This is a genomic window from Paraliobacillus sediminis (genome assembly GCF_003426055.1).
On sequence record NZ_QJSI01000001.1, the window covers coordinates 807,986 to 832,045 of the forward strand.

Annotated in this window: 20 protein-coding genes, 1 pseudogene and 1 riboswitch; of the genes and pseudogenes, 18 read left to right on the forward strand and 3 right to left on the reverse strand. The window is 35.3% G+C overall.

Annotated elements, in window-relative coordinates; genetic code table 11:
• The first annotated feature begins 5 nt into the window (after positions 1 to 5).
• The 11 genes and pseudogenes from allB (at position 6) to D2K60_RS03615 (ending at position 14,708) form a co-directional block, all read left to right on the forward strand.
• Positions 6 to 1,424 (forward strand): allantoinase AllB, encoded by a 1,419-nt coding sequence (gene allB / locus D2K60_RS03565; protein ID WP_117168609.1) that lies wholly within the window; start codon positions 6 to 8, stop codon positions 1,422 to 1,424.
• The gene (nfsA, locus tag D2K60_RS03570; RefSeq protein WP_240335227.1) at positions 1,424 to 2,170 is read left to right on the forward strand and encodes an oxygen-insensitive NADPH nitroreductase; all 747 of its coding nucleotides are present in this window, start codon (positions 1,424 to 1,426) and stop codon (positions 2,168 to 2,170) included. The genes allB and nfsA overlap by 1 nt, the downstream gene beginning before the upstream one ends.
• A 31-nt stretch (positions 2,171 to 2,201) precedes the next feature.
• Positions 2,202 to 3,500 carry a CapA family protein gene (locus tag D2K60_RS03575; protein ID WP_117168610.1) on the forward strand — a complete coding sequence of 433 codons (1,299 nt, stop codon included), beginning with the start codon at positions 2,202 to 2,204 and terminating at the stop codon, positions 3,498 to 3,500.
• Positions 3,501 to 3,695: 195 nt separating this feature from the next.
• A pseudogene (locus D2K60_RS03580) lies at positions 3,696 to 3,987 on the forward strand (DUF2200 domain-containing protein); the annotation flags it as partial.
• Between the two features lie 106 nt (positions 3,988 to 4,093).
• A complete protein-coding gene (locus D2K60_RS03585; protein ID WP_117168611.1) occupies positions 4,094 to 4,423 on the forward strand; it encodes a nucleoside triphosphate pyrophosphohydrolase in 330 nt (109 codons plus the stop codon).
• 57 nt (positions 4,424 to 4,480) lie between these two features.
• Positions 4,481 to 5,014 carry a dihydrofolate reductase family protein gene (locus tag D2K60_RS03590; protein ID WP_117168612.1) on the forward strand — a complete coding sequence of 178 codons (534 nt, stop codon included), beginning with the start codon at positions 4,481 to 4,483 and terminating at the stop codon, positions 5,012 to 5,014.
• A gap of 141 nt (positions 5,015 to 5,155) precedes the next feature.
• Complete coding sequence (locus tag D2K60_RS03595) at positions 5,156 to 5,917, forward strand: DUF2087 domain-containing protein (RefSeq protein ID WP_117168613.1); 762 nt, start codon at positions 5,156 to 5,158, stop codon at positions 5,915 to 5,917.
• Positions 5,918 to 6,069: 152 nt separating this feature from the next.
• Positions 6,070 to 6,978: a S66 peptidase family protein gene (locus tag D2K60_RS03600; RefSeq protein ID WP_117169095.1), complete on the forward strand. Its 909-nt coding sequence runs from the start codon at positions 6,070 to 6,072 to the stop codon at positions 6,976 to 6,978.
• Between the two features lie 78 nt (positions 6,979 to 7,056).
• Positions 7,057 to 7,533: a GNAT family N-acetyltransferase gene (locus D2K60_RS03605; RefSeq protein ID WP_117168614.1), complete on the forward strand. Its 477-nt coding sequence runs from the start codon at positions 7,057 to 7,059 to the stop codon at positions 7,531 to 7,533.
• 166 nt (positions 7,534 to 7,699) lie between these two features.
• A complete protein-coding gene (locus D2K60_RS03610) occupies positions 7,700 to 8,365 on the forward strand; it encodes a hypothetical protein (protein ID WP_117168615.1) in 666 nt (221 codons plus the stop codon).
• Positions 8,366 to 8,753: 388 nt separating this feature from the next.
• Positions 8,754 to 14,708: a lamin tail domain-containing protein gene (locus D2K60_RS03615; RefSeq protein ID WP_117168616.1), complete on the forward strand. Its 5,955-nt coding sequence runs from the start codon at positions 8,754 to 8,756 to the stop codon at positions 14,706 to 14,708.
• A gap of 151 nt (positions 14,709 to 14,859) precedes the next feature.
• Here the strand turns inward: D2K60_RS03615 and D2K60_RS03620 are convergent, their stop codons facing one another.
• Positions 14,860 to 15,651, reverse strand: coding sequence for an OsmC family protein (locus tag D2K60_RS03620; RefSeq protein WP_117168617.1), 792 nt, complete (start codon positions 15,649 to 15,651; stop codon positions 14,860 to 14,862).
• A gap of 271 nt (positions 15,652 to 15,922) precedes the next feature.
• Between D2K60_RS03620 and D2K60_RS03625 the strand changes: the two genes are divergently transcribed.
• The 7 genes from D2K60_RS03625 (at position 15,923) to psiE (ending at position 22,897) form a co-directional block, all read left to right on the forward strand.
• Positions 15,923 to 16,963, forward strand: coding sequence for a tellurite resistance/C4-dicarboxylate transporter family protein (locus D2K60_RS03625; protein WP_117168618.1), 1,041 nt, complete (start codon positions 15,923 to 15,925; stop codon positions 16,961 to 16,963).
• A 160-nt stretch (positions 16,964 to 17,123) separates the two neighbouring features.
• Positions 17,124 to 17,819 carry an aspartate/glutamate racemase family protein gene (locus D2K60_RS03630; RefSeq protein WP_117168619.1) on the forward strand — a complete coding sequence of 232 codons (696 nt, stop codon included), beginning with the start codon at positions 17,124 to 17,126 and terminating at the stop codon, positions 17,817 to 17,819.
• Between the two features lie 471 nt (positions 17,820 to 18,290).
• On the forward strand, positions 18,291 to 18,665 hold the full coding sequence (locus tag D2K60_RS03635; RefSeq protein WP_162880684.1) for a PilZ domain-containing protein: 375 nt from the start codon (positions 18,291 to 18,293) through the stop codon (positions 18,663 to 18,665).
• A 191-nt stretch (positions 18,666 to 18,856) separates the two neighbouring features.
• Positions 18,857 to 18,944: riboswitch (cyclic di-GMP riboswitch) on the forward strand.
• A 56-nt stretch (positions 18,945 to 19,000) separates the two neighbouring features.
• Entirely contained in the window at positions 19,001 to 20,353 is a 1,353-nt protein-coding gene (locus D2K60_RS03640; protein ID WP_117168621.1) for a DUF5667 domain-containing protein, read from the forward strand.
• A 153-nt stretch (positions 20,354 to 20,506) separates the two neighbouring features.
• Positions 20,507 to 21,235 (forward strand): RNA polymerase sigma-I factor, encoded by a 729-nt coding sequence (sigI, locus tag D2K60_RS03645; RefSeq protein ID WP_162880685.1) that lies wholly within the window; start codon positions 20,507 to 20,509, stop codon positions 21,233 to 21,235.
• Complete coding sequence (locus tag D2K60_RS03650) at positions 21,232 to 22,389, forward strand: anti-sigma-I factor RsgI family protein (protein ID WP_117168623.1); 1,158 nt, start codon at positions 21,232 to 21,234, stop codon at positions 22,387 to 22,389. Before sigI ends, D2K60_RS03650 begins: the two co-directional genes overlap by 4 nt.
• Positions 22,390 to 22,450: 61 nt before the next feature.
• Entirely contained in the window at positions 22,451 to 22,897 is a 447-nt protein-coding gene (gene psiE / locus D2K60_RS03655) for a phosphate-starvation-inducible protein PsiE (RefSeq protein WP_420818802.1), read from the forward strand.
• Positions 22,898 to 22,935: 38 nt separating this feature from the next.
• Here the strand turns inward: psiE and D2K60_RS03660 are convergent, their stop codons facing one another.
• Both D2K60_RS03660 and D2K60_RS03665 read right to left on the reverse strand, forming a co-directional pair.
• Positions 22,936 to 23,193 (reverse strand): YitT family protein, encoded by a 258-nt coding sequence (locus tag D2K60_RS03660; RefSeq protein WP_275896236.1) that lies wholly within the window; start codon positions 23,191 to 23,193, stop codon positions 22,936 to 22,938.
• A 63-nt stretch (positions 23,194 to 23,256) separates the two neighbouring features.
• A complete protein-coding gene (locus tag D2K60_RS03665) occupies positions 23,257 to 24,003 on the reverse strand; it encodes a LytR/AlgR family response regulator transcription factor (protein WP_117168625.1) in 747 nt (248 codons plus the stop codon).
• Between the last annotated feature and the right edge of the window lie 57 nt (positions 24,004 to 24,060).

Below are 24,060 nucleotides of genomic sequence, written 5' to 3' on the forward strand. Positions count from 1 at the left end.
TATGTATGGTTTGGGACTTAAAGATAAGCAATGGAACAGTAGTTAGCGGTTCAGAGATGTTTCAGGCGAATGTTTATATTAAAGATGGTGCAATCGGTGCAATAACAAATGAAACGCTTGAAGAAGAAGCGAGCGAAACAATTGATGCAACAGGTAAACACGTCTTACCTGGTTTAATAGATACACATATCCATTCCAGAGATCCTGGACCTACCTATAAAGAGGATTTTGCGCATTCGACTAGAGCTGCAGCTGCAGGTGGTATTACAACTGTTTTCGAAATGCCAAATACAACTCCCCCTGTTAATAATGCAGCGAATTTTGATTTGCAAAAAGAGAACTTATCACAAAAAGCATATGTTGATTTTGGGCTATGGGCAATTTGTATCGGGCCATTAAATAACGCAAATATCAAAGAGTTAAATGCCAAGGGTGTGATAGGATTTAAATTTTTCTGGGGATATGCGGTTCATAAAGAGACGTATCAGTTAATGTATAATTACAAGCCTGGAATGGAAAATGTCATTCCACCATTTGATGATGGTGATGTCTATGAAATGATGGAAGAAGTAGAAAAGACAGGTAAGTTATTTGCTGTCCACGCCGAAAGTAGTGAGTTGATCCAAAAACTTACCGACCGTGTTGAAAAACAAGGTGGCAGTTCTTATGAGGATTTACTAGAAGGTCGTCCTAATCTAGCGGAGGTACTCACCGTTGCTAAGGGGATAGAAATGGCTAAAGCTTCAGGTGTTCGGTTTCACGTTTTACATGTTAGTACGAAAGAGGCCGTTGATACAATTCGAGACGTGCAAAAACAAGGCTACCCGATAACAGTAGAAACATGTCCACATTATATGTTTTTGTCTAATGAAGATTACGAGCAAATCGGACCGCAAATGAAAGTGTATCCACCAGTTAAATATAAGAAGGACCAAGTCGGTATTTGGGAAGGAATCGCTGATGGCACGATTTCACATGTTTGTTCTGATCATGCACCACATACGGAAGAAGAAAAAGATGGGGATCTTTGGTCGATTCCTGCTGGGATGTGCGGCGTGGAATCAATGGCTTCGCTAATGCTAAATGCAGTGAATGATGGCAAACTCTCCATCAAAGATCTTGTTCGTTTGTTGAGTGAAGAACCAGCAAAATTATTTGGAATATATCCGAAAAAAGGAGCAATTCGTGTTAGCACCGATGCTGACATTACAATTGTAGATATGGAAAAAGAAATGGTGATTAAACGTGAGAACTTACACAGCAAAAGTAAAGTAACCGCATTTGATGGTTTTAAGGTGAAGGGTGTACCAACACATACCATTGTTCGAGGGAAAATTATCATGAAAGACGGTAATATAATTGGTGAAAAGGGAACTGGAGAACTAGTAATCTCGGGCTCGAATAAGGCTGGTGTGGTGTCGTAGTGAATCAGCATGAAGCAATTAGACATCTAATGAAAGCACATCGTTCGATCAGGCGTTTTAAAGATCAGACAGTTTCTCAAGCTATTATTGATGATTTAATAGAATGTGCGCAATGGGCGCCATCCTCGCATAATGTTCAAGCATACAGTATTATTTGTATTCGTAATAAAGATACAAAACAAAAGCTACGGACGCTTTGTGGTGATCAATCGTATATAAGTGAATGTCCTGTCTTTTTTGTTTTTGTGATGGATTTCTATCGACATTCTGTTATTAGTGCCTGTCAAAAAGAGGCTTTTGAAATCAATGAAACTGAAAATATGCTTGTTGGTGCAGTTGATACAGCTTTGGTTGCAGAAAACTTTTTACTTGCAGCTCGATCTTATGGCTTGGGTGGTGTGATGATTGGAGGAATTCGTAATGAAGCAGAAGAGGTTGCAAAGTTATTAAAGCTTCCGCCCTATACGGTTCCAATTATGGGTATGTGTGTTGGCTATCCTGATCAAGCGCCAGAGCAAAAGCCACGTTTGTTAAAACCAACGATCTATCATGAGGAAGTATACCAGTTCGAAGGATTAACAGACAATCTATCAACGTATAATCAGATATCGGAAGCTTATTATCTGAAACGAGCAAACAGTAAAAAAAATACCGGATGGATCAAACAGATGCAAGCATATTTTGGTAAAATACGACGAGCTAAGTTAACTAAATTTATTAATGATCAAGGGTTCTCTTTGAAATAGATTAAAAGATAAACAATTGGAGTGACAACAAATGAAAATGATCGTCACTGGTGATAGTTTCATTTCCCGACGTTTACCTGGTGCTAACAGTGATTTATTGCAGTTAAAATCTTTGCTCTCGCAGGGACAAGTTAGATTTACGAATTTAGAAATCACAACACATCATAGTGAAGGATATCCTTCTCCATTTAGCGGTGGGACATGGGCAATGGCTAATCCTGCTGTATTAGATGATTTAAAATTGTATTATGGATTTAATCTCTACAATACAGCAAATAACCATACAATGGATTACTTGTATGGCGGATTATCTGCTACTGAGCGTGAGCTAAATAAACGGGAACTTATCCATGCTGGTGCTGGAAAGACACTCGCTGCTGCATCCGAGCCAAAATACTTGGAAACGACAAAAGGAAGAGTAGCGTTAATTGGCGCGACTTCAACGTTTCATCCAACCTGGATAGCAGGGAACCCAACGTCTCATATTAGTGGGAGACCAGGGGTGAATCCCCTACGTTATCAAGAAATAAATTATGTGACGCAAGATCAATTTCAGTCGTTAGAAAATATTTCAGAGCAAACGCATTTAGATGCTGCGGAAGAACTTAATCGTAAAGAAGGATTTTCTGTTGCGCAAGAAGGTAATAGTTTGTTATTTGCAGGAAAGACTTTTAAGGTTACTGCTAATACGAAAGGTTATCAAAAACGGGTGCCTTTGAAGGAAGATATAGATCGACTTATTCGTGAGATTAGGGCAGCAAAGCGTCAATCTGACTATGTTGTCATCAGCTTACACTCGCATGAAATGACTGGTACTGACAAAGAGAAACCAGCCGATTTTTTTCAAGAAGCAGCTAGAAGATTTATTGACGAAGGTGCACATTGTGTGATTGGACATGGACCTCATGTCGTTAGAGGTGTAGAAATTTATCGAGGTAAACCGATTTTCTATAGCATTGGTAATTTTATCTTTCAAAATGATTCTGTTGAGCATTTGCCTAGTGACTTTTTTTATAAATATGGTATTAATCCTGATTCACCGGCTGCGGATGGCTATGATGAACGTAGTCAAAATGGAACAAAAGGTTTGGGTGTAAATCCAAAAGTGTGGGATTCTGTGATTGTTCAAATGGACTGGGATGGAGAGAATCTTCAAAAGATTAAGTTCTATCCCATAGAATTGGGATTTGAACAACCGAGATATCGTAAAGGTTGGCCTACGCTAACGAAGAATGAATCAGTATTAAATCGAATTCAAAAGTTATCTGAACCATATGGTGTTGACATCAAAATTGAGAGCGGTGTTGGCGTGGTGTCTGTCACCAACTAGGTTTTTTAGCGATTTGTATAGCAGTATGAGTGAGGTTGTCAGAAATGGGCAACCTTTTAAAAGAAATATGATAGTGAACCTGTTTTAGAAAAATAAAGTTGTGATTTGAGTTGAGACTGCATCTTTTGATGGAGTCATTTTTATAGTTGTGAGGTATTGTCTGACTATATTACATGATAAAATAAAGGAAATCAAAAAGCTGAGAAAAAGGGACATACGAAAACAGAAGTCGACGAAATCATTCGTTGGTTGACAGGATATAATCAGGTTGATTTAGAAGTACAATTGGAAGAACAGACAGACTTTGAGACCTTTTTTTGCAGAAGCTCCTCAACTGAATCCTTCGCGGGCTTTGATCAAAGGTGTGATCTGCGGTATCCGAGTGGAAGAAATCGAAGAACCAACGATGCAGGAAATTCGCTATTTGGATAAACTGATCGATGAATTAGCAAAAGGAAAAGCGATGGAGAAAATTTTACGGAAATGATAATTATAAACTTAAAAACACTGATTCTATTTATAAAATAAAAGAATCAGTGTTTTTTGCAAGTTGGATGTAAGGACCAGTTCGTTTATGAAGAGGAGGACAGTAAATGAATACGTATAATAAACTTGTTCGAGATAAAATTCCAGAAATAATCAAGAAAAATGGACAACTTTGTAAAAGTGAAAAGCTCGATCAATCAGCGTATTATAGAGAACTTCGAACAAAGTTTAAAGAAGAATTAAATGAATATCTAAATACAGGAAATGATCAAGAGGCAATGGAAGAGCTGTCTGATGTTCTTGAAGTTATACATGCCTTATCTGAAATTCATGGAAAAGGGTACAAAGATGTAGAAGAAGTAAGGCAAAAGAAATTTAATGAACGTGGTGGATTCAAGGAGAGGATTTTTCTAATTGATGTTGATGATAACCACTAACTTCAATAATTTTGGAGGTAGTTGCAACATTCTGGTGTTATTTATAAGGGGGATATTATGAGTGCAAAGCGAAATGTAGTATTGTTTATTGCTACGAGTTTAGATGGTTACATAGCTACGAAAGATGAGTCATTAGAATGGTTATTTAATGTTGAAGGTGAAGGCGATAATGGCTATTCAGAGTTTTATCAGACAGTGGATACGGTTTTAATGGGCAATAACACGTATGATTGGATGATGAGGAACGTAACAGGGGAGTTTCCTTATAAAAATAAGGATTGTTATGTATTTACAAGGTCTGCAATTGAAGATAACGAATATGTAAAATTTGTTAATGCTGATATTGTTCATTTTATAAATGAATTGAAAAGCAAAGAAGGAGAAGACATTTGGCTTGTTGGTGGAGGAGAATTGTTACAATATTTTTTGAAAAAAAGATTAGTTGATGAAATTATATTAACAGTTGCTCCAACTATAATTGGAAAAGGAATTCCGTTATTTAAAGAGGGAGAGTATCAACTAGACCTCACATTGAAAGGAACCAGGAAATTCAATCAATTTGTAGAACTACATTATGACGTAAAAAATTAAAATACTCTTTATTGAACTAACGAACAAAAATGGTGAAGGAAGTATTGCTTTTGATTAAGTAATGCTTTTTTTATTGATTTACTTTAAACAATAATGGATAATGTTTATATATAAACAAACAAATGGAGGTTTTGTTTTAAAATGGACAATGAGGCGCGTTTTTGGAATGCAACAGTTGATGAACTTTCTAATGGATATATCCAATCAAATGATGCATATGTATGCCTAATATGTAGTGAATGCTTTGAAGATGGAATTATTTATCCAATAGACGGTACTTTGTATGAAGCGAAAAAAGCAATAGTGCAACATATAAAGATAACGCATGTATCAGTGTTTGACTATTTGCTTACTCTGGACAAAAAGTACACTGGATTGTCAGATCACCAAAAAAAATTACTGAATTATTTTGAGAAAGGGTTAAGTGATAAAGAAATTGTAAATGAGCTAGATGGTGGTAGCCTTTCAACTGTTAGAAATCATAGATTTAAACTCAAAGAAAAGGAAAAGCAAGCTAAGGTTTTTCTTACGTTAATGAACCTTTTAAATGAAAATAAGAATGAAAGAACTGATACTGATTTTATTAGTTTTCATAAGGGAGCAAAAATGGTGGATGAACGGTACGCAACGACAGAGGAAGAAAAGCAAAAGGTCTTGTCAACTTACTTTAAAAAGGGGATTGATGGTAGTTTAGATACTTTTCCAAGTAAGGAAAAAAGAAAGTTAATTGTGCTACAAAATATTTTAAAGCGTTTTGAACCGAGTAAAGTATACTCTGAAAAGGAAATGAATGAAGTACTAAAAACGATTTACAGTGACTTTGCAACAATTAGAAGATACTTAATTGAGTATGGCTTTATGGAACGTAGCAGAGATTGCAGCGAATACTGGATCAAGAAGTAATATGGAGTCGTGCGTTAACAAGCTTAAGAGTGAAAGATGGTAAATCTTCATGAAATATACTTTCTCACGGACTATATTAAAGAAATGTTTTAAGTGTTTCGCTCCTGATAAGAATATTCAAATGTAAACATTAAGGAAAGTGAGGAATGCTTATGATCAAATCATGCGCTTTACAAAAGGGGGATCGGGTAGCAATTATTGCCCCGGCCGGAGCAGCAGACAAAGAAAAGCTACTACAGGGAATACGTGTATTAGAAAAAATGGGGCTTGATGTCGTTATTGGACGATATGTGTTTGATGTGGAGGAAGACCTTGCAGTTACCGATCAAAAACGTCTTGCTGACTTGCATGAGGCATTTACTGATCCTACTATCAAGGGGATTTTTTGTGCGAATGGAGGAGTCGGATCAGCAAGAATTGCTCCTATGATTGATTATCTAATGATAAAGAAAAATCCTAAGATATTCTGGGGATACAGTGACATTACATTTCTACTTCATGCAATTCAACAATTCAGTGACTTGATTACCTTCCACGGACCGATGGTGGCATCCGATTTGAATGACGAAGAAAGAACAGCAGCGACAGAATCATCGTTTTCGCCTCTATTTACAAAAGAATCACTACCCTATGATTCTCGCAAATCGCCTCTGATTACAATAGCTAATGGAACAGGAGAAGGACGTTTGGTTGGAGGGAATCTATCGTTACTCACCAATGGATTGGGAACGCCTTTTCAAGTGAATACGAATGGGGCCATCCTGCTTATTGAGGAGGTAGCAGAACCCGCTTTTCGGATTAATGTGATGCTCACTCACCTTAAACAGGCAGGTGTCTTCGATGAGGTTGAGGGTGTTATCCTTGGTGATTTCCAAGAGGATCCAGAAGAATATGTGAAAATAAAAAAAGTGTTACTAGATTTCTTTGCGGAGGCATCTTTTCCGGTTGTTGAGAATTTTTACTTCGGGCATTGTGAACCTAATTACGGCGTGCCACTAGGAGTAAATGCGAAACTCACAACGTCGCCACCTCTATTGGTGATCGATTCAGGCGTGATTTGAAATTTAATTGTTCATTTATTGCATGTTAGCCCTGTTATTAGAAAAAAATATAGAGATGTTTGAAAGGAAGAAAGCTATATGAAAAGTTTAACCTCAATAGAATTGGAGCTAGTTGAACCGGAAAATAGATCGCGGTATCTAGATTATCTCCTTTTAGCTGATGAAAATGAAATTGTAGTTAATACGTACATAAACGATGGAGAGATGTATTCTATTCATTTTAAAAACGATATAGTTGGTGTGGTGTTATTTACTTACCATTCAAATCAGGTAGTTGAATTGAAAAATATTGCATTAGACCCTAAATATCGTGGTAGGGGATTAGGAAAAGTCGTTATAACTGAGGCGTTTAAGAAATTTGAAAGAAAAGGAATAAGTAAAGTAATAGCAGGAACAGCAAATTCGAGTATTGGTAATCTAGCATTTTATCAAAAAGTTGGATTCAGAATGGTTGAAATACAAAAGGGCTTCTTTAAAGATTACCCGGAGCCTATTTTTGAAGATAATATTAGAGCTATAGATATGGTTATGTTTGAAAAAAATTTAACAAATTAGTTGGTGCTGATTTGGAACAACCATTTTTTAAAGGAAAGGAGCAAAGAAAATAATGTCAGATGAAAGTAATGCTACTATAACTCTGGATGTTTATAAGGATGAATAACGCTATTAAAGTACTGTGATATGGTAAAGTAATAGTATTAAATATACAAGGAGCATTATGATGAAAAAAATATTTAGTTTAACCCTTTTAACTACGATTTTAATATTAGGAGCCTGTGGAAATATAGAGCAAGAGGATTCTCAAATTGCAAAAGAAGTGGAAGTGGAAGAAGAAAGCGCAGTAAGTGAAGCAGCAGTAACAGTAGCAGAAAATCAAGTGAATGAAGAAGTAGAAGTAAATGAAGCAAGTGAACAGAATAGTGAATCTATAGGTAATGAAACAGATCCACTGGAAATTGCTAAGAAACTAGTTGAGCAAGAGATGGCAAAGCAAGTCGGTTTAGAAGAGTGGAAAATCACAGAAAATAATGTTACTTCTGATCAAATTGTTGATAATATAGCTGATTATGATAAACCTGTAGGAGAAATGAGGAAGTTGTGGGTTACTGGGAATGTAGAAGCAACTGCTACCGACGAAGAGGGTGGTGCCACAGGGGATTTTGGTTATGATCTGCAACTCTATCAAATGACGGGTGATTCAACATGGTATATTGGAGAACATTATGGTGTTTTAATCGGTCTTATAGTAACAGATGAACCTGAGGTAGATGAAACAGGATTAGAACTTAGTGATAGCGAAGAACTACCAACTTCGAATGCACCTATCGACAGTGATGAGACAGTAGAATATGAACAGGACACGGAAGAATATTATGAGGGTTTTTAATAAAAGTATCTAGTCTTTATGTATCGAAGAGCGATCATTTTTTTGCACTAATACATATTATTTAGAGAGTATCAATGAAACATTAGCTAAAATTGATATAGTTGAACCCCACTTTTAACAAAGACCTTTAATGAGAACACAGTGGACTATAATTTTATCTTTCAGAATCAGGCGCTTCTCTACATTAGAGAATGCGTCTTTTTTATTTCTGTCGTTTAAGCGTAGTTTCTCTCCAATTTCTCAATTATATCTAGTAATCTAGTTTAGCTACTTCCATTACTACTATCTCTATTAAACAGTAAATATTTTGATATATTAACAAAAAATTCATATCTAGTTAATAGTTGAACTTTATACTAATCATAATGAGATTATGAGGAGGTTTACTATGAGAAAAGAAAAGAGAAAGAATGTAACGAAGGTTTTGGCGTCTCTCTTAATTTTTTCTATAATATTTATGGATTTTGCAATTGTTTTACCTACTAATAGGGTACTAGCTGTAGAGTCTAATAATACGACGAAAGACTATGAAGTAGAAATAGTAGAAGAAGATTCCTCCACGGACACGGATCAAGTACTAGACAAAATGGAACAAGATAGTGAGACTGTTGTTGAAGAACCTGAGCAGGGTGATCAGCCGAACAGTGATTCTGAACAGGAAGGCGAACCATCACCATCCCAAGAGGAAGAAGCCATCTCTGAGCCAGTCGTAGAATCACCAGAGGAAGTACCAACAATTAATGAAGAAGATGCATCTATAGATGAGGAAGAAACAGATAAACAAGAATCAACAGATAATCCAGAAAGTGAAGAAGAAATTGACTTTAATACACTACCACAACTACTTCTAACAGAGGTTATGCCAAATAACAATGGAACAGATGATTTCGAGTATTTTGAGCTATATAATAATTCAAATCAATCGATCATTCTTGACCATCATAACCTTGCTATTCGTTATACAGACGGTAGTGGGAAGGAAGATGTTCAAATAGATTTCGCTGATGCAACAATTGATTCTGGCCAGACACTTGTATTTTGGCGTAATGCTGCAGGCAACGCGTTAGCTGATTTTAACGCCCATTACGAGACGACCTTATCTCAAGAAGATGTTGTCGAATATGCTGGAACAGGTTTCAGCAATAGTGGAAACCGTGCGTTAGTTGTGAAGAACACGAGCAATGAAACTATTATATCTGCGAATTATCTATCTGAAGACATTGCTAGTGGGAAAGTTGTAGATTATCAGTATCCGACAACTGGAACTGAAATGGTAAAGTACCAAACGCTTAGTGATCCGAATCCTGGTTCACTGATTAATGAACAAGTGCCAGATCAAAAAGTGACTCTATCGGATCATACAGCACCTATCATTAATCATGAGGAAATAAAGCAAATAGAAGCAGGAAAAGACATGACGATCGAGGCGAGTATAGTAGATGATCATGCTAGTATTTCTGCAAAACTTTACTATCAAACAAATAAGCAAGATAGTTATCAGATGATAGAAATGACCAACACAGAAACTAGTACATATCAAGCAGTCATCCCTGGTAATGCATTACTAGCTGAAACACTAACCTATTATATTACGACTACAGATCTGAATCATCGTGTCTCTTATCCATCTTCAATAGACAAACCGATAGAGGTTTCAATCGAAAAGGAAGAAGAAGTAGAGGAAGATTATAATCGTTATCCGCATTTATTGATCACAGAACTTGCACCTAATTCAAAAGGTGGCGGAACGGATAATTATGAGTATTTTGAACTCTACAATAATACAAACCAAGCCCTCTCATTAACTAATTATACGTTTGTATATCGTTATACTGATTCAGGAAAAGATGTTCCATTTCAGATTCCAGCAACTACAATTGAATCTGAACAGACACTTATTTTTTGGTATAACAATAGTGGAAAGGAGCTAAGTGACTTTAATCAAAATTTCGGAAGTGATTTAACAGGTAAGCAGGTGATTGAAGTTACCGACACAGCTTTCCCAGGCTTTGCTAATGGTGGAAATCGTGCACTTTTGATAAAGGACAATCAAGGAGAACAGGTTACGTATGCTGATTATCTAGGAAGTGAGAATGATAATACTGGAGCTGTTATTGCGTATCAGTATCCGCGACAAGGAACAAATATGGTTAAATATAGAACTATGGCTGATCCGACGCCAGGTATTATTGAATCTGAACAAGTCCCGAAAAGTACTGTAACAATTCCTAAAATAGAAGAAGATACAGAAGCTCCAAGTATGTCACACACACACGTGACAGAAGTAGATGCTTTTACCTCGATTGAATTAGAGGCAGTCATTACAGATGATAAAGCTATTCCAGTCGCGACTTTATATATTAAAGGTAAAGATGACGAGCAGTTTACTTCATTAGCCATGAGTCCAGATCCGGAGAATCCTAGTAATTATGTAGTAAATATCCCGGGTGTATATGTTGAATCGGATATAACATATTATCTGGAATCTACAGATGGTACAAATGTGAGTAAAACAGAAGAATATAAAATAACGGTTCGCAAAGAGGATGTAGATTTTGATACATTACCTGGATTGCTTGTTACTGAAGTAGTACCTGATAGTACAAATGTCGGAACTGCAGATGGTTATGAGTTTATCGAAATTTACAATAACACGGATCAAGCAATTAACTTTAAAGATTATAAATTGCAATATCGTTATGGTTCTGATCCAGAAAGTGATATTACGTGGCCGTCCATTCCAGATGACGTTGTTATTCCATCGAAGGAGACACTTGTTTTTTGGATAATTAATGGCCAGAATGATGGACAAACTGTGGCGGATTTTAATTCGAATTATAATACGAGTTTAGTGGAAAATGAAGATATTGTTAAAATATATAGTGCTGGTATGGCAAACGGAAGTATGCGCGGTTTACTAATCGCAACTAATACAGGGCAAGAAATTTCGATCGCTTATTATAATGATGTAGAGAACATGGATGATACACAAGCTGATAAAGGTATTGTTTATAAATATCCTGTAGATGGTTCGAACGTCATGGAGAAGATTAGTGCTGGATTGATATCTGCAACTCCTGGAAATGTTGAAGCATTCCAAGTACCAAAACAGCAAATTACTATGCCAACTGATGAGCATGCACCAACCATTGAAAACCTTACGGATGAGAGTGATGTGCTACAAACAGATAATATAGATATTTTGGCTGACGTAAAGGATGATATGGAAGTTAAAACAGTTCAAGTATATTATCGAACGAATGAGCAAGAGACTTTTCAAACAGCATTATTGACAGAGGATTACGATGATATGCTCTACCATTATCGGATTTATTCACCAGAAATAATCGGGAAGGAATACGTCGAGTATTATTTTGTTGCATCAGATGGGGTCAATCAAGTTACAAGTGACAACTATCAAATTAAAGTGACAAATGATTTAGATGATTCAAGTATACGTTTAAACGTAAGCGAGGGAGAAATAGTAAACGGTGAAAAAGTGATCAAAGGTACCTCTAAGGATGACCGTCCGAATGATGTCAACCTGTCTATCGATGGTGTAAAGCAAATAACGAGTCTGTATAATGCAATTGAACATAAAGCTTATTTTGCATATGAGGTTAGCGGAATTAATACGTATTTCCAAAATGGTGTCACAATTGGTGATGAGATTATTTATATATTTGATGACTGGATGGCACAATGGGAAACGATTACTGTGCCAATTGAAGCAGATCAACTTCAAATTGGAGAGAATACGATAACGATACGTACAGGAAATAAAGCAACACCATGGGAGGGTGATCCTGGTGAAAATCGGGATGATTATAATCTTAGAAATGTCCGCCTCGTATTAGCGGATGGAACGATTTTAATTGATCCAACACATGGTGATCCAAATCAGGTATATGATATGGGTGACGATGGTACGGATCGTATTTCAGAAGATTTTGTTTTTACAGTTACAGATGAATTAGCTTCATCACAATCTTATCTTTGGGATACTACAACTATTTCTGACGGTGAACATCTGATCACTGTGGCAGATAGTGATGAAGAGCTGGAAACGACTGTACTTGTCGATAACACCGCACCAGCGATTACAACAACAATAGAAGAAGGAAAAGAATATAAAGGCGCATTTGAAATTGATGCGACAATTTTAGATGAAATTGCAGGTATAAAGAATAGTGATGTATGGTTAGATAATGAAAAAATAGAGCTACCCTACCAGACATCATCTGGCATGTTGCCTGCTGGTAGCCATCAATTAAAAATAGAGGCAGAAGACCATGTTGGAAATACAGCTAAATTAGAGATTAATTTTTCAGTAGTAGATGAAAATCCAGAGAAACCTGCTAGTAATGCAGATGAGTTAAATGATTCTGTTACTGGTGATCCAGTTCTTCAAGTTCGCGTTACGGATCCAGCTGGTGACGATATGGATGTATCTTTTTATCAAGGATACCAATATAAGCCGAATGATCTCAATCAAGTAAAATCATTTAGTGGTGCATCAGACGTGGAACCACCAAATACACCAGTTCCAGAAGGCGAAGCACAATTCAGTGGAGCAGATATTGCTTTAACTTCTAAACAGGATCAGGAATACATGATAACAGATTCAACCACACAATTTCCGTATCATCGTTTTGATGTCACGGTAGATAGTAAAGTGGATGATAATGATATTGTTGAGTTTGTTTGGAATGGCAACTCTTTATCAGGAAGAAAAGTAACGATGTATGCCTGGAACCATTCGTTGAGTCAATGGAATATCGTTGATTCTGAAGTAGCAGGAGAAAATGATTTTGAACTAAAAGGTTCAGTTGTTGTCAGCGATTTTGTAAAAGATAGTAAGGTTAATGTCATCGTTCAAGATGAAATCCCAGAGACTCCTGAGGAATATGATTATACATTTGTTTGGATGTCGGATACACAGTACTATTCAGAAAGTTATCCACATATTTATGATAGGCAAACACAATGGATTGCAGAAAAACAAGAGGAAATGAATATTAAATATGTGTTTCATACAGGTGACCTTGTTGATGAATCTGATAAAGAAGTCCAATGGGAAAATGCAGACAATTCGATGCGTACATTAGATGATGCAAACATTCCATATGGTGTGCTGGCAGGAAATCATGATGTCTCGCAAAAAACAAATGATTATACAGCATATTATAAGTACTTCGGAGCTGATAGATTTGAAGATAGATCTTATTATGGTGGATCTTATCTGAATAATCGTGGTCATTATGATCTCATTTCTGTAGATGGGAATGATTACATTATGGTTTACCTTGGCTGGGGAGTAGAAGATGAAGGAATTAAATGGATGAATGACGTACTTGCTGCCCACCCAGATAGAAAGGCAATACTTAATTTCCATGAATATATGCAGGCAACTGGTACACGTCACCCACTTGGTGAGAAGTTGTACGAAGAAGTTGTTTTACCGAATGAAAATGTATTTGCAGTTCTTTCTGGCCATTATCATGAGAGTCAATTATTAGTAGATGAAATTGATGATAACGGAGATGGAAACACAGATCGTACTGTCTATCAGATGTTGGCTGATTATCAAGCAGGCCCAGAAGGTGGACAAGGCTACATGCGATTACTTCATTTCGATACGGATAATAATCGAATCATGGTTAATACCTATTCGCCTTATCTTGATGATTATAATTATTATGATACAGACGCCTATCCAGGAAAAGATGAATTCGTATTGGATCTGGATTTAGCAGCGACAGAAAAGCGTGTTGCTACAGATTATTTCGCTGTTAATGTATATAGTGATACAGAGATTGGTTCAGTTGAAAATGTACCAAGTGGTGAAATAGCGGAAGTAACTTGGAAGGGACTAGAAGAAGATACATCCTATTCATGGTACGCAGTAGTCACCGATCAATTCACAGGTAAAACGACATCAGATATCTGGTCATTTATAAAAGGAGACGATATTCCGATTGAGGTTCCTGTTGAAGAAGATAATGAGGATCAAGAGAATGAAACACCAACACCTACTTCTCCTGTAGATGAAAATGATCAACCGACTTCTCCAGAAGTTCCAGGTGAAGCGGTTGAGAATGATGGCGAAGAAGATATAGTGATTGAACCAGTTGCGAATGAAAATACGTTAAACGAAACAGAAAAGGAGCAGGAAACTCCTCTGTACGTAGAAACAAGTGATAGTGATGATGGCGGGTCCAGTGGACTTGCAAACACATCCACAAATATGTTTGATTGGCTATTAATTGGCTTGATAAGTATCATCATGAGTCTCGTATTACTAGTCTTTTACAGAAGGAAACAGTTGCTTATCTCAGAATAATAACGCAAAACCGCCTTCGTTAAGTAAAAAACGAAGGCGGTTTTTTTGATAATTTCTGTAGGAAGATTTAATTAATAAAACTAGGAGGAAATAGGTTGCACGATACTATTATAGAAGATAACGTCTATTTGAAGTACCTTGCAGCTATACATTATTTTTTAATCATAGTATCTATAAGTTTACGCATTTTTATTAGGAGTAGATCTTTTGTTTCCTTAGCAAGATCAACTTCATTCATAGATTTCTCCATAGTGTCTAACCATAATTCAGCACGTTCAGGTGTGGTTTGAGAAGCGTGTCTTTCTAGAACTTGTTCTTTTTGTTCTTCGTCTGATGTGGCATGTTCCTCATTTAATAGACGTGCAATAAAAGTCTTTTGTCGTGCTTTAAGCTTTTCAATATCTACATTTCGTTCAGCAAACATCGTGGTAAAGTAGGACTCTTTTGTTAGGTTTTGATAGAACTTTTCAACCAACGCATCAATTATAGATTTATTTATACGGCTGTTAGAAATCTCTACAGTCCCAACCTTATAATCAATGTTTCCAACAATTGATTTTCCGATAAAACAGTTATCTTTAGCTGTATCTGCGACTTGTTTGTAATTAGAAAGCATTGAATTGTCCCCACCAATGATGGTAGGATGAACGATTAATTGTTCGAATTTAGTTGATAACGGATACCCAGTAACAATCCCTTCAACACGAACTTCAACGTGATGAACTGGTAATTTTTTATTGACCAAGCTACTGTATAACGTACCACTATAGCAAGTTGCAACTGCACTAATTAACAAGTCTTCTGGAGTAGTTCCTGTTCCTTTTCCTCCCATTGAAGCGGGACTTGAGAATGTGATCGTTTGTTCATTTAGTGTTACTGACCCTTCACCATCCCTTCCGGTTCCACGCCAATTTACATTTGCCTCAAACTTTATATCTGCCATAATCTAATCCTCTCCTTTTTTTTGTGTTCTTTCATTATATCGAACTTTTATACAAGAATAATTGATTTAAATCAATTATTGACTATATCTTAAATTAAGGCGATTTTATGAAGAATGATAAAAACATTATGTTCGATAGACTTCTGATTTACATGAGTATACTAGAGGCAAGGGATGTAATCTAATTTTTATACATAAAGGCTGCAATAGTGATACAATTAAATTTGTTTTTTGTTTATCTATCATTATTAATGATTTGGAGGATAGAAGAATGTTCCGGTTTATAAAGCACAAGGCGGCAACGCTTTTTCCAGGTTACTTTGCGCTAGTAATGGCAACGGGTGCTTTATCAATAGGCACTCATTTACTAGGGTATGTTTTTTTTGCTAATGTCTTACTCTATATCAATACAGTTTCTTATATTGTTCTATGGGCTTTGACACTGCTACGTTTGTGTAAATATTTTAAAAATTTAATAAGTGATTTAACAAGTCATACTATAGGACCAGGATTCTTTACATTAGTTGCCGGAACATGTGTGTACGGCAGCCAACTAATTGTTGTTGGTAGCATTTTTGTGGTTCCTTTAATCCTTTGGTTCATTGCTATTTGTTTGTGGGTGATTGTTATGTATACCTTTTTCACTGCCGTCACAATAAGTAAAGATAAGCCTGACTTAGCCGAAGGTATCAATGGTGCTTGGTTAATTGCCACTGTTGCAACGCAATCGATCTCTATACTTGGTACGTTGTTATCACCACACGTTGAAACAGGCAGAGAGGTTATTCTTTTCTTTACATTATGTATGTATTTTCTTGGGTGTATGCTTTATTTAAATATTATTACATTAATCTTTTATCGCTTCACTTTTTTAGGATTAAAATTTTCAGCATTAACGCCACCATATTGGATTAACATGGGGGCTGTTGCTATTACAACGCTAGCAGGTTCGACGCTAATACTACACCGAGGCTATTGGGAATTGATAGATGTATTTTCATCCTTTTTAAAAGGATTCACCTTATTTTTCTGGGTTGCTGGTACATGGTGGATTCCTTTACTGCTTATATTGATGATATGGCGCCATATTTATCACCGCTATCCTTTAACCTATGAGCCACAATTGTGGGGAATGGTGTTTCCATTAGCAATGTATACAACAAGTACATTGCAATTGTCAAAGGCACTCGAAGTTGAGTTTCTAAGTTTCATTCCTCAGATCACGGTGTTTATAGCTATTATTGCATGGTCTATTTTATTTTGTGCTCTGATACTAAATCTTTACAAAGCCATAAAAACACATGTGGTTTGAATTAAGTTTTAGGACAAGTAAAAGCAAATTATATAATTATAGGGGTCAAACGGTTGGATGGATATTTTTCCATCTAGGTGCTTGACTCCTTTTTGTATTCTCCTATTTAAATGGTATAATTATCAAAGGGAATAACTAAAAACCTAAAGGGGATTTTTGTATGAAAAAGGTTGGAATTGTTGGTGGATTAGGTCCAGAATCTACCGTTGATTACTATCAGTCTATCATCACTAAATACCAAGAACGAATGCAAAGTAAGGAAGTTCTACCTGAAATGTTTATTAACAGCATCAATATGTATCAAGTGTTTGAATTTATTAATAACAAACAACTAGACGGGTTAACGAACTACCTTGTTGATGCTGTTAAGAAGTTGGAAACTGTAGGGTCTGACTTTGCGATAATCTCGGCAAACACACCCCATATTGTATTTGAAGAAGTCCAAAAACAAATCTCGATTCCAATAATAAGTATTATTGAGGCCACATACAATAAGACTTTGGATTTTGGTCTGGAAAATATCGGATTAATCGGAACAAAATATACAATGGAGAATGATTTTTTTAAATCACCATTTATTTCGCGAAATAAAATAGTCACTGTACCAACGGAATCTGAACAACAATATATCCATCGTAAGATTGTAGCGGAACTGGAAAATGGTATTGTAAATAATGATACCAAAATAAACTATTTGAACATAATCAAACGGATGATAAAAGATGAAGGGATCCAAGGAGTAATTCTAGGCTGTACAGAACTTCCGATGATTATTAAGGAGGAAGATTTGGATATCCCGGTGTTTAATACAACAGAAATCCATGTCAACCGAATTGTAGATGCAATTTTTAGATGAACGGTTAGAAAGTAATTTAGTTAAAATCGAATATATATAATTATCTCTCTAGAGCCTGCAACTTTTGATGTAGGTTTTTTGCTATACTAAAATCTTTTGAACATAATTGAAAATGTACTCAGAACTTGAATGAATTGGAGTAATTGAGGCTATTTATCTTATGATCTATTATTATCCAAATAAAATTTCACAGTGGCTACATTAATAAAAATCGACAATTGAATAATAAAATGTCGAAATTACTCTAAATATCATGTTTTTTCGTTGCGTTGTCAATAATTTGCTTGTATTATACTTATATATCAATTTTTTTAGCTAACACCAATATCTACGAATAATTTTATAGAATTGACCTCTTTCATTATATTTTGGCGTAAGATTGGATACTGCGGGAAATGATAATATTTTCATCCATTTATGAAAAGATAAAAAGCAGCTCAAGTACTTAAGAACGTGAGGTGAATGGAGATTATGCAGTATAAGAGAGAGACAGCATTTCGCTATACTTTTGAAGAACCAATTTCTGCACTATTTAGAATAGAAAACATTAATGGAAACGCAGTAACCACTTCTGCTGGAGAAGCTAAAATAATCGACATAAGTACAGAGGGCATTAAATTGACTTCGGAATTGAATATACCAGAAACAGACAAGTCTATCCATTTAGTTATATCCTTTGAACTAAATGAGCAAGAAATGAATTTTAAGGGGATAATAGTTTGGAAGAAAAAAAATCATGCTATAAATGATTATGGTGTTAATCTAATGATTGAAGAAAATGCTAAAAAAGAGTTAATAGAACAATTGAAAATTTATTCAAAGAAAGTAAAAGGTAATATTAATTAAACTTATCCTTAAATTAATTGTTTAATTTACTTAAAATTGAATATACAATTATTTCTCTAGAGCCTACACCTTTTGATGTAGGCTTTTTACTATACTAAATTCTGTTCCTAGATAAATTTTCGACAAAAAATTCAAAATCCCCCCTCAAATTAAACGACGTTCACGTATGAATAGTAGATTGATAACTTCAATAATAATAAAGGCAAAACCATTGAAAGGTGGTGACGCAAAGCTAAAGGGACTAAAAGGTAAATGTACCTATGTCAGCCAGTTGCAGTAAGTGAAATAGATAGTTTGTCAGAATTATAATTATTCGATTGAGGGAGAGAATTATTTTGAAAATAAAACAGTTATGTATTACCAGCTTTTTTGTAGCCGGGGTATTATTTACTACTAATTCTGTATATGCAGAAGTTGATACGAGTCAATTAAATGAAATTGAGGACTTAAATAATGAAGATGCAGTACAAAATGCCGGATTAACCCCTGATAACTTCTTTTACTTTTTGGATCAGGCAGTAGAAAATCTTCAATTACTACTTACAACTAATTCAGAAAAAGAATCAGAGCTTTTGCTTCAAATAGTAGCAGAACGTTTATCAGAATCAGAACAAATGGTAGATGAAGAACAAAAGGAACACATGAATGAATTAATTGAGGAATACTTAGTTGCGTTAGAAAAAGCACAAGAAGAGGTTGCGGAAGTTGTATCGGATGAACAAGCTGCGGATGATGTGAAAGAAACATTAGCAAGCGAACTAGAAGACGCCACAACGGTAACAGAGGAAGTAACGGAAAGTGTAGAAGAAGAAAAACTAGTAGAATTTGAAGAGAAGCAACAAGAAGCATATTTAGTGGCAAATGTTGTGAAAGACCTTGATTCAGAAAAGGTTGCAGAATTGCGTGCTCAAGATCTTGGGTTTGGTCAAATTGTTAAAGTGGTAACTTTAGCAGAAGAGAGTGATAAAACAGAGGAAGAAATTATTGCTTTAATACAAGACGGAAAAGGTTTTGGTGAAATAGCAAAAGAGTTAAATATCCACCCTTCTCAAATTATGAGAAAAGTAATGGCTAAAAAAGAGAAAGAAATGGAACTATTACTAGAAGAAGCGAATGCGTCGGGTGATGAAGAGGCAATCACGCAACTATCTACTTCATTAGCAAACCTTGATATAAAGAAATTAGACTTTAACGTCTCTGAAGCGGAATTAGTGCTTGAAAATGAACCGGTTGAGGATGAAATAATAGAAACAGAAGTAGTTTCTGATGAAACAACACAAGATGAGGCAAACGACACGATAGTTGAATCGGTAGAAGAGACTGAAAATGAATTAATAGAGGCAACAACAGAGAAAACTGAAGAAACCATTGAAGCTGCGGTAGAAAAAGAAGAAATAGAAGAAGAAACAAACGAAGTGTCGAAAGTAGCTACTGAAGTTGCCAAGGAGGAGAAACAGGCAGCTAAAGAAGAAAAAGCAAGATTAAAAGAGTTAGAGAAAGAAGCGAAAGAACAAGCAAAAGAAGAAGCTAAAAAAGAGAAAGAAAGACTAAAAGTATTAGAAAAAGAAGCAGCTGAACAGGCAAGAGAAGAAGCAAAAGAGGCGAGAGAAAAATTGAAAGAAGAGAAGAAAGAACAAGCTAGTAAAGCTAAAGAAGCAGCAAAAGGAAAACAAAACAAAGAGGAATAAGGTGAAATGAGGGAGCCCTAATTTGGGGCTCCTTTACGTATGATTAAGATGGAAAATTAAAGTATATAAATAGACAAGTTTTGGTCATTTACCTCTAGATAAAAAAAACGTATGCTTAAAGTTCAAACGACTGATGGTAAAGGGGTGACTAGGGTGCGTGAAGCGGAAGTGAATCAGTATATAACAGCTGCAGCAAATGGTGATAACAGTGCTAGAGAAAAACTAATTAATCACCATAAACCCTATATTATCAATACAGTTGGACATGTATGTAAAAGATTTATCACGTGGAGTGATGAAGAGTCTAGTCTAGGATTATTAGCGTTTGATCGTGCGATTAATACATATGACAGACACGCTAATAAGAGCTTTCTCAATTATGTATATTTGCTTATTAAACGAGAACTAATAGACTATTTCCGTCGGGAAAACAAGGAAACGCATCTACCACTTGAAGTGAAATCAGATAATAGAACGGAATTCGTTACTATGTATGATGTTTCTAAATCGATGGATTCCTATCAGCAACATGTTCAACAAGAAGAGTTAGTGGAAGAAATTCTAGAATTAAGTGAAGTCTTACGACAATTTAATATTAAATTTGAAGAATTGGAAGCATGCTCACCTAAACATCGGAAAACGAAAGCAAACTTGACGACAATTGCTAATGATTTTATTCAAAAGCCAGAGCTAGTAGATTCCTTTTTAAAAAAGAAACGTTTTCCTGTTACGAGGTTTATAGAGTTGTCAGGTCATCGAATAAAAACGATTGAAAGACATAAGAAGTATATCGTGGCTTTGGTTGTTGTACGAATGCATCCAGAATGGCGACAACTATCTGCCTATATGCAAGTGACATTTGGAAATGAGGGGAAATCATGAGGTCAAGACGGTTTGAAGGAGTCGTTATAAAAGTCACAGAAAACTATATTACTATTTTGTGTAAGGATGGTAGCTTTAAAAATACCCCGCGCTCAGAGAGTGAGTTTCCACAGATAGGAGACGCGTATACTGTTAGTGAAAAGCAATATCTAAAAGGCGCGTTTAAAAAGAAATATTTATCTCTTGCCGCTATATTGTTTTTAACCGTTATGGGTTATTATATTAGTACATTTATGACAGAAGATGAATCGTATCTTTTTGCTATAGATATTAATCCAAGTATTGAAATTTATACAGATGCAGCTTTTAACGTAACAAAAGTAAATGCTTTAAATTACGATGGACAGGTTGTTATGGATTCCATTGCAGATCAAAATAAGCAAATTGATATTATGTTGGAAGAAATAATTACGGCTGCTGTAGAAGGGGAATACTTGACGCGTGAAAACGCCCAGATTGATGTAACAGTTGTTTCTTTAACGGATAAAAATGAAGTTGATACAAATAAAGTAAAAGAGACGATTAATCAATCTTTAGAATCGAATGCAGTAACTGCAGCAGTTCGTGTCGAAAGTGGCAGTCAAGAACTAGTAGAAGATGCTAGAGAAGAGAATCTATCAATAAATAAGTTGCAATTGTATAAACATTTAGAGGAAAAAGAAATAGAACTAGAGCTAGAGCCTGATGAGTTAAGAGATAATTCTATTTCCAAAATTAATGGAAATGTTAAGAATGAACAAACAGATAGCGAAAAAACTAAAAGTGATGGACAAGCGAAAGCAAAGGAAGATAGTTTAAAAAAGGTTGAAAAGCCGACAAATGCAACTGCTGAAAAAAAGAATAAAAGTGAGAAAAACCAAGTTAATAAGCCTGCGAAAGCAGAAACCAATCAAAAGGATAAACCGTCGGAAATAAAAAAAGAAGAGCAGAAGCCTGTCGAGGTAAATAAACCAAAACCAGTGGAAGAGAATAACGGTACTATAAACAAAGAAGAAACTAAAGAGAGTATGGAAAAAGAAGATGACAGAAAGGAAATGCAGGATGTAAAGAAGAAAAAGAGTAAAGTAGAATCAAAGAAAGATACTTCCAATGTAGAAGTAGAAGCGAATAACATAGAAAATAGGCCAGAGAAAAAGGGAAAGCCTACAAAATAAGCAGCACAACTAAATGCAATAGAATTGCATTTAATATGACTTCGAAAAGGGCGGATATAAGTTGAAAAATGGTTTTTATTATGTACTAAAAATGGCTCCAAAGTTTTTTCAAGTAGTTTTAAATGTTTCTTTGATTGTTTTAGCTATCATTCTTTGTTCGTTGCTTGTAAAAGAACTATTTGTTTTTCTACAAGTATTGTTGACGGATGGTACAAATGATTATAAGGTGTTCGTCTCTGGAATTCTTGTATTCTTCCTATACTTTGAGTTTATCGCAATGATCGTAAAATACTTCAAAGAGAACTATCACTTTCCACTCCGCTACTTTATGTACATTGGTATTACAGCAATGGTGAGGTTGATTATTGTTGATTATGATAGACCGTTGGATACCTTAATATATGCACTTGTTGTATTAGTTCTTGTCATTGCAAACTTCATTATGCATATGACGCCACGTGAAAGACCAGACGCATCTAGATTACCTAAGAAGGAAACGAAGGAATAACATCACTTACACCAGGTTAATACCTGGTGTAACACGATTCAATAGTAAACTCCCCACGTACAAATGCTTGTGAAAACACCACTAAATAAGATAGTTATAGCAGAGAAAATAAACGAATTTGAAGATAGTAATAGGCTCCCTAAACAAATAATGAAAATATCAAGGACGAAGATAATTATACCAATATTTACTTGAAATCTTGCTGCTAAAAATTGAGCTACTAAATCTGTTCCACCTGTGCTTGTTTTATAGCGTAGCATAATTCCCATCCCTGTTCCGGTAAGAGTGCCACCCAACTTTATATGTACGCTATCAGAAAATTTTCCTAAAAAATAACAGCATGGGGTCTCACCATGCTGTTATTGATAATAATCTTCTATTTGTTTTTGAATACTAGTAATATGTTGCTTTGAAATTTGTGCAGGCTTCTCATAATCATAAAAATAAACCATGTAGCTTTTACCCATCGTTTGGATATACGATACGTGATTAAGATTAATGATAAAAGAGCGATGGGACTGAACAAAATTTTCAGGTAATAACGTTTTTAGTTCCTCTAATGAATCAATAGAAGGGTAAGTATGATTTTTTGTGTGAAGAATGGCTTTTCGACCTTCCTTCTCTATGAATAATATATCTTCAATGATGACATAGAAAAGAGAGCGGTTAAATTTAATTGGTATTTTTTTATTCATCTGTTTTGGTGTATCTAGTATTCTTGCTTGATTTTGCACACATACCTTTGCTTTTTCTAAAGCTTGGAAGAGTCGATCTTTTTGGATAGGTTTTAAAATATAGTCGAGTGCGTTAATCTTAAATGCTTCAACAGCAAAATCATCATGGGCTGTCGTAAATATATAGCAGAGGTTAGGTATAAGTTGCTGACATTGCTTAATTGCATCAACACCTTTTAATTTAGGCATCTCAATATCGCAAAGAACAAGATCTGGCTTTTCGACCATCACTTTTTCAACTAATTCCTCTCCATCAGATGCTTCAGCAACTATTACAAAAGAAGGTTGAATAAGTGCAATGAATTTTCTCAATAATCTTCTTGCTTCCTCATGGTCATCAGCAATAACAACACGATATTTTCGATCGGTCATAGTATAGTCATCCCTTAATTGAAAATAAAGTTAATCAATCAATTCTAGTATACTTTA

What these genes read in the sequence shown, in the direction of transcription:
- allB (WP_117168609.1), top strand. Translation starts at nt 6, where the DNA reads ATGGTTTGGGACTTAAAGATAAGCAATGGAACAGTAGTTAGCGGTTCA.
- D2K60_RS03575 (WP_117168610.1), top strand. Translation starts at nt 2,202, where the DNA reads ATGAAAATGATCGTCACTGGTGATAGTTTCATTTCCCGACGTTTACCT.
- D2K60_RS03585 (WP_117168611.1), top strand. Translation starts at nt 4,094, where the DNA reads ATGAATACGTATAATAAACTTGTTCGAGATAAAATTCCAGAAATAATC.
- D2K60_RS03590 (WP_117168612.1), top strand. Translation starts at nt 4,481, where the DNA reads ATGAGTGCAAAGCGAAATGTAGTATTGTTTATTGCTACGAGTTTAGAT.
- D2K60_RS03595 (WP_117168613.1), top strand. Translation starts at nt 5,156, where the DNA reads ATGGACAATGAGGCGCGTTTTTGGAATGCAACAGTTGATGAACTTTCT.
- D2K60_RS03600 (WP_117169095.1), top strand. Translation starts at nt 6,070, where the DNA reads ATGATCAAATCATGCGCTTTACAAAAGGGGGATCGGGTAGCAATTATT.
- D2K60_RS03605 (WP_117168614.1), top strand. Translation starts at nt 7,057, where the DNA reads ATGAAAAGTTTAACCTCAATAGAATTGGAGCTAGTTGAACCGGAAAAT.
- D2K60_RS03610 (WP_117168615.1), top strand. Translation starts at nt 7,700, where the DNA reads ATGAAAAAAATATTTAGTTTAACCCTTTTAACTACGATTTTAATATTA.
- D2K60_RS03615 (WP_117168616.1), top strand. Translation starts at nt 8,754, where the DNA reads ATGAGAAAAGAAAAGAGAAAGAATGTAACGAAGGTTTTGGCGTCTCTC.
- D2K60_RS03620 (WP_117168617.1), bottom strand. Translation starts at nt 15,651, where the DNA reads ATGGCAGATATAAAGTTTGAGGCAAATGTAAATTGGCGTGGAACCGGA.
- D2K60_RS03625 (WP_117168618.1), top strand. Translation starts at nt 15,923, where the DNA reads ATGTTCCGGTTTATAAAGCACAAGGCGGCAACGCTTTTTCCAGGTTAC.
- D2K60_RS03630 (WP_117168619.1), top strand. Translation starts at nt 17,124, where the DNA reads ATGAAAAAGGTTGGAATTGTTGGTGGATTAGGTCCAGAATCTACCGTT.
- D2K60_RS03635 (WP_162880684.1), top strand. Translation starts at nt 18,291, where the DNA reads ATGCAGTATAAGAGAGAGACAGCATTTCGCTATACTTTTGAAGAACCA.
- D2K60_RS03650 (WP_117168623.1), top strand. Translation starts at nt 21,232, where the DNA reads ATGAGGTCAAGACGGTTTGAAGGAGTCGTTATAAAAGTCACAGAAAAC.
- D2K60_RS03665 (WP_117168625.1), bottom strand. Translation starts at nt 24,003, where the DNA reads ATGACCGATCGAAAATATCGTGTTGTTATTGCTGATGACCATGAGGAA.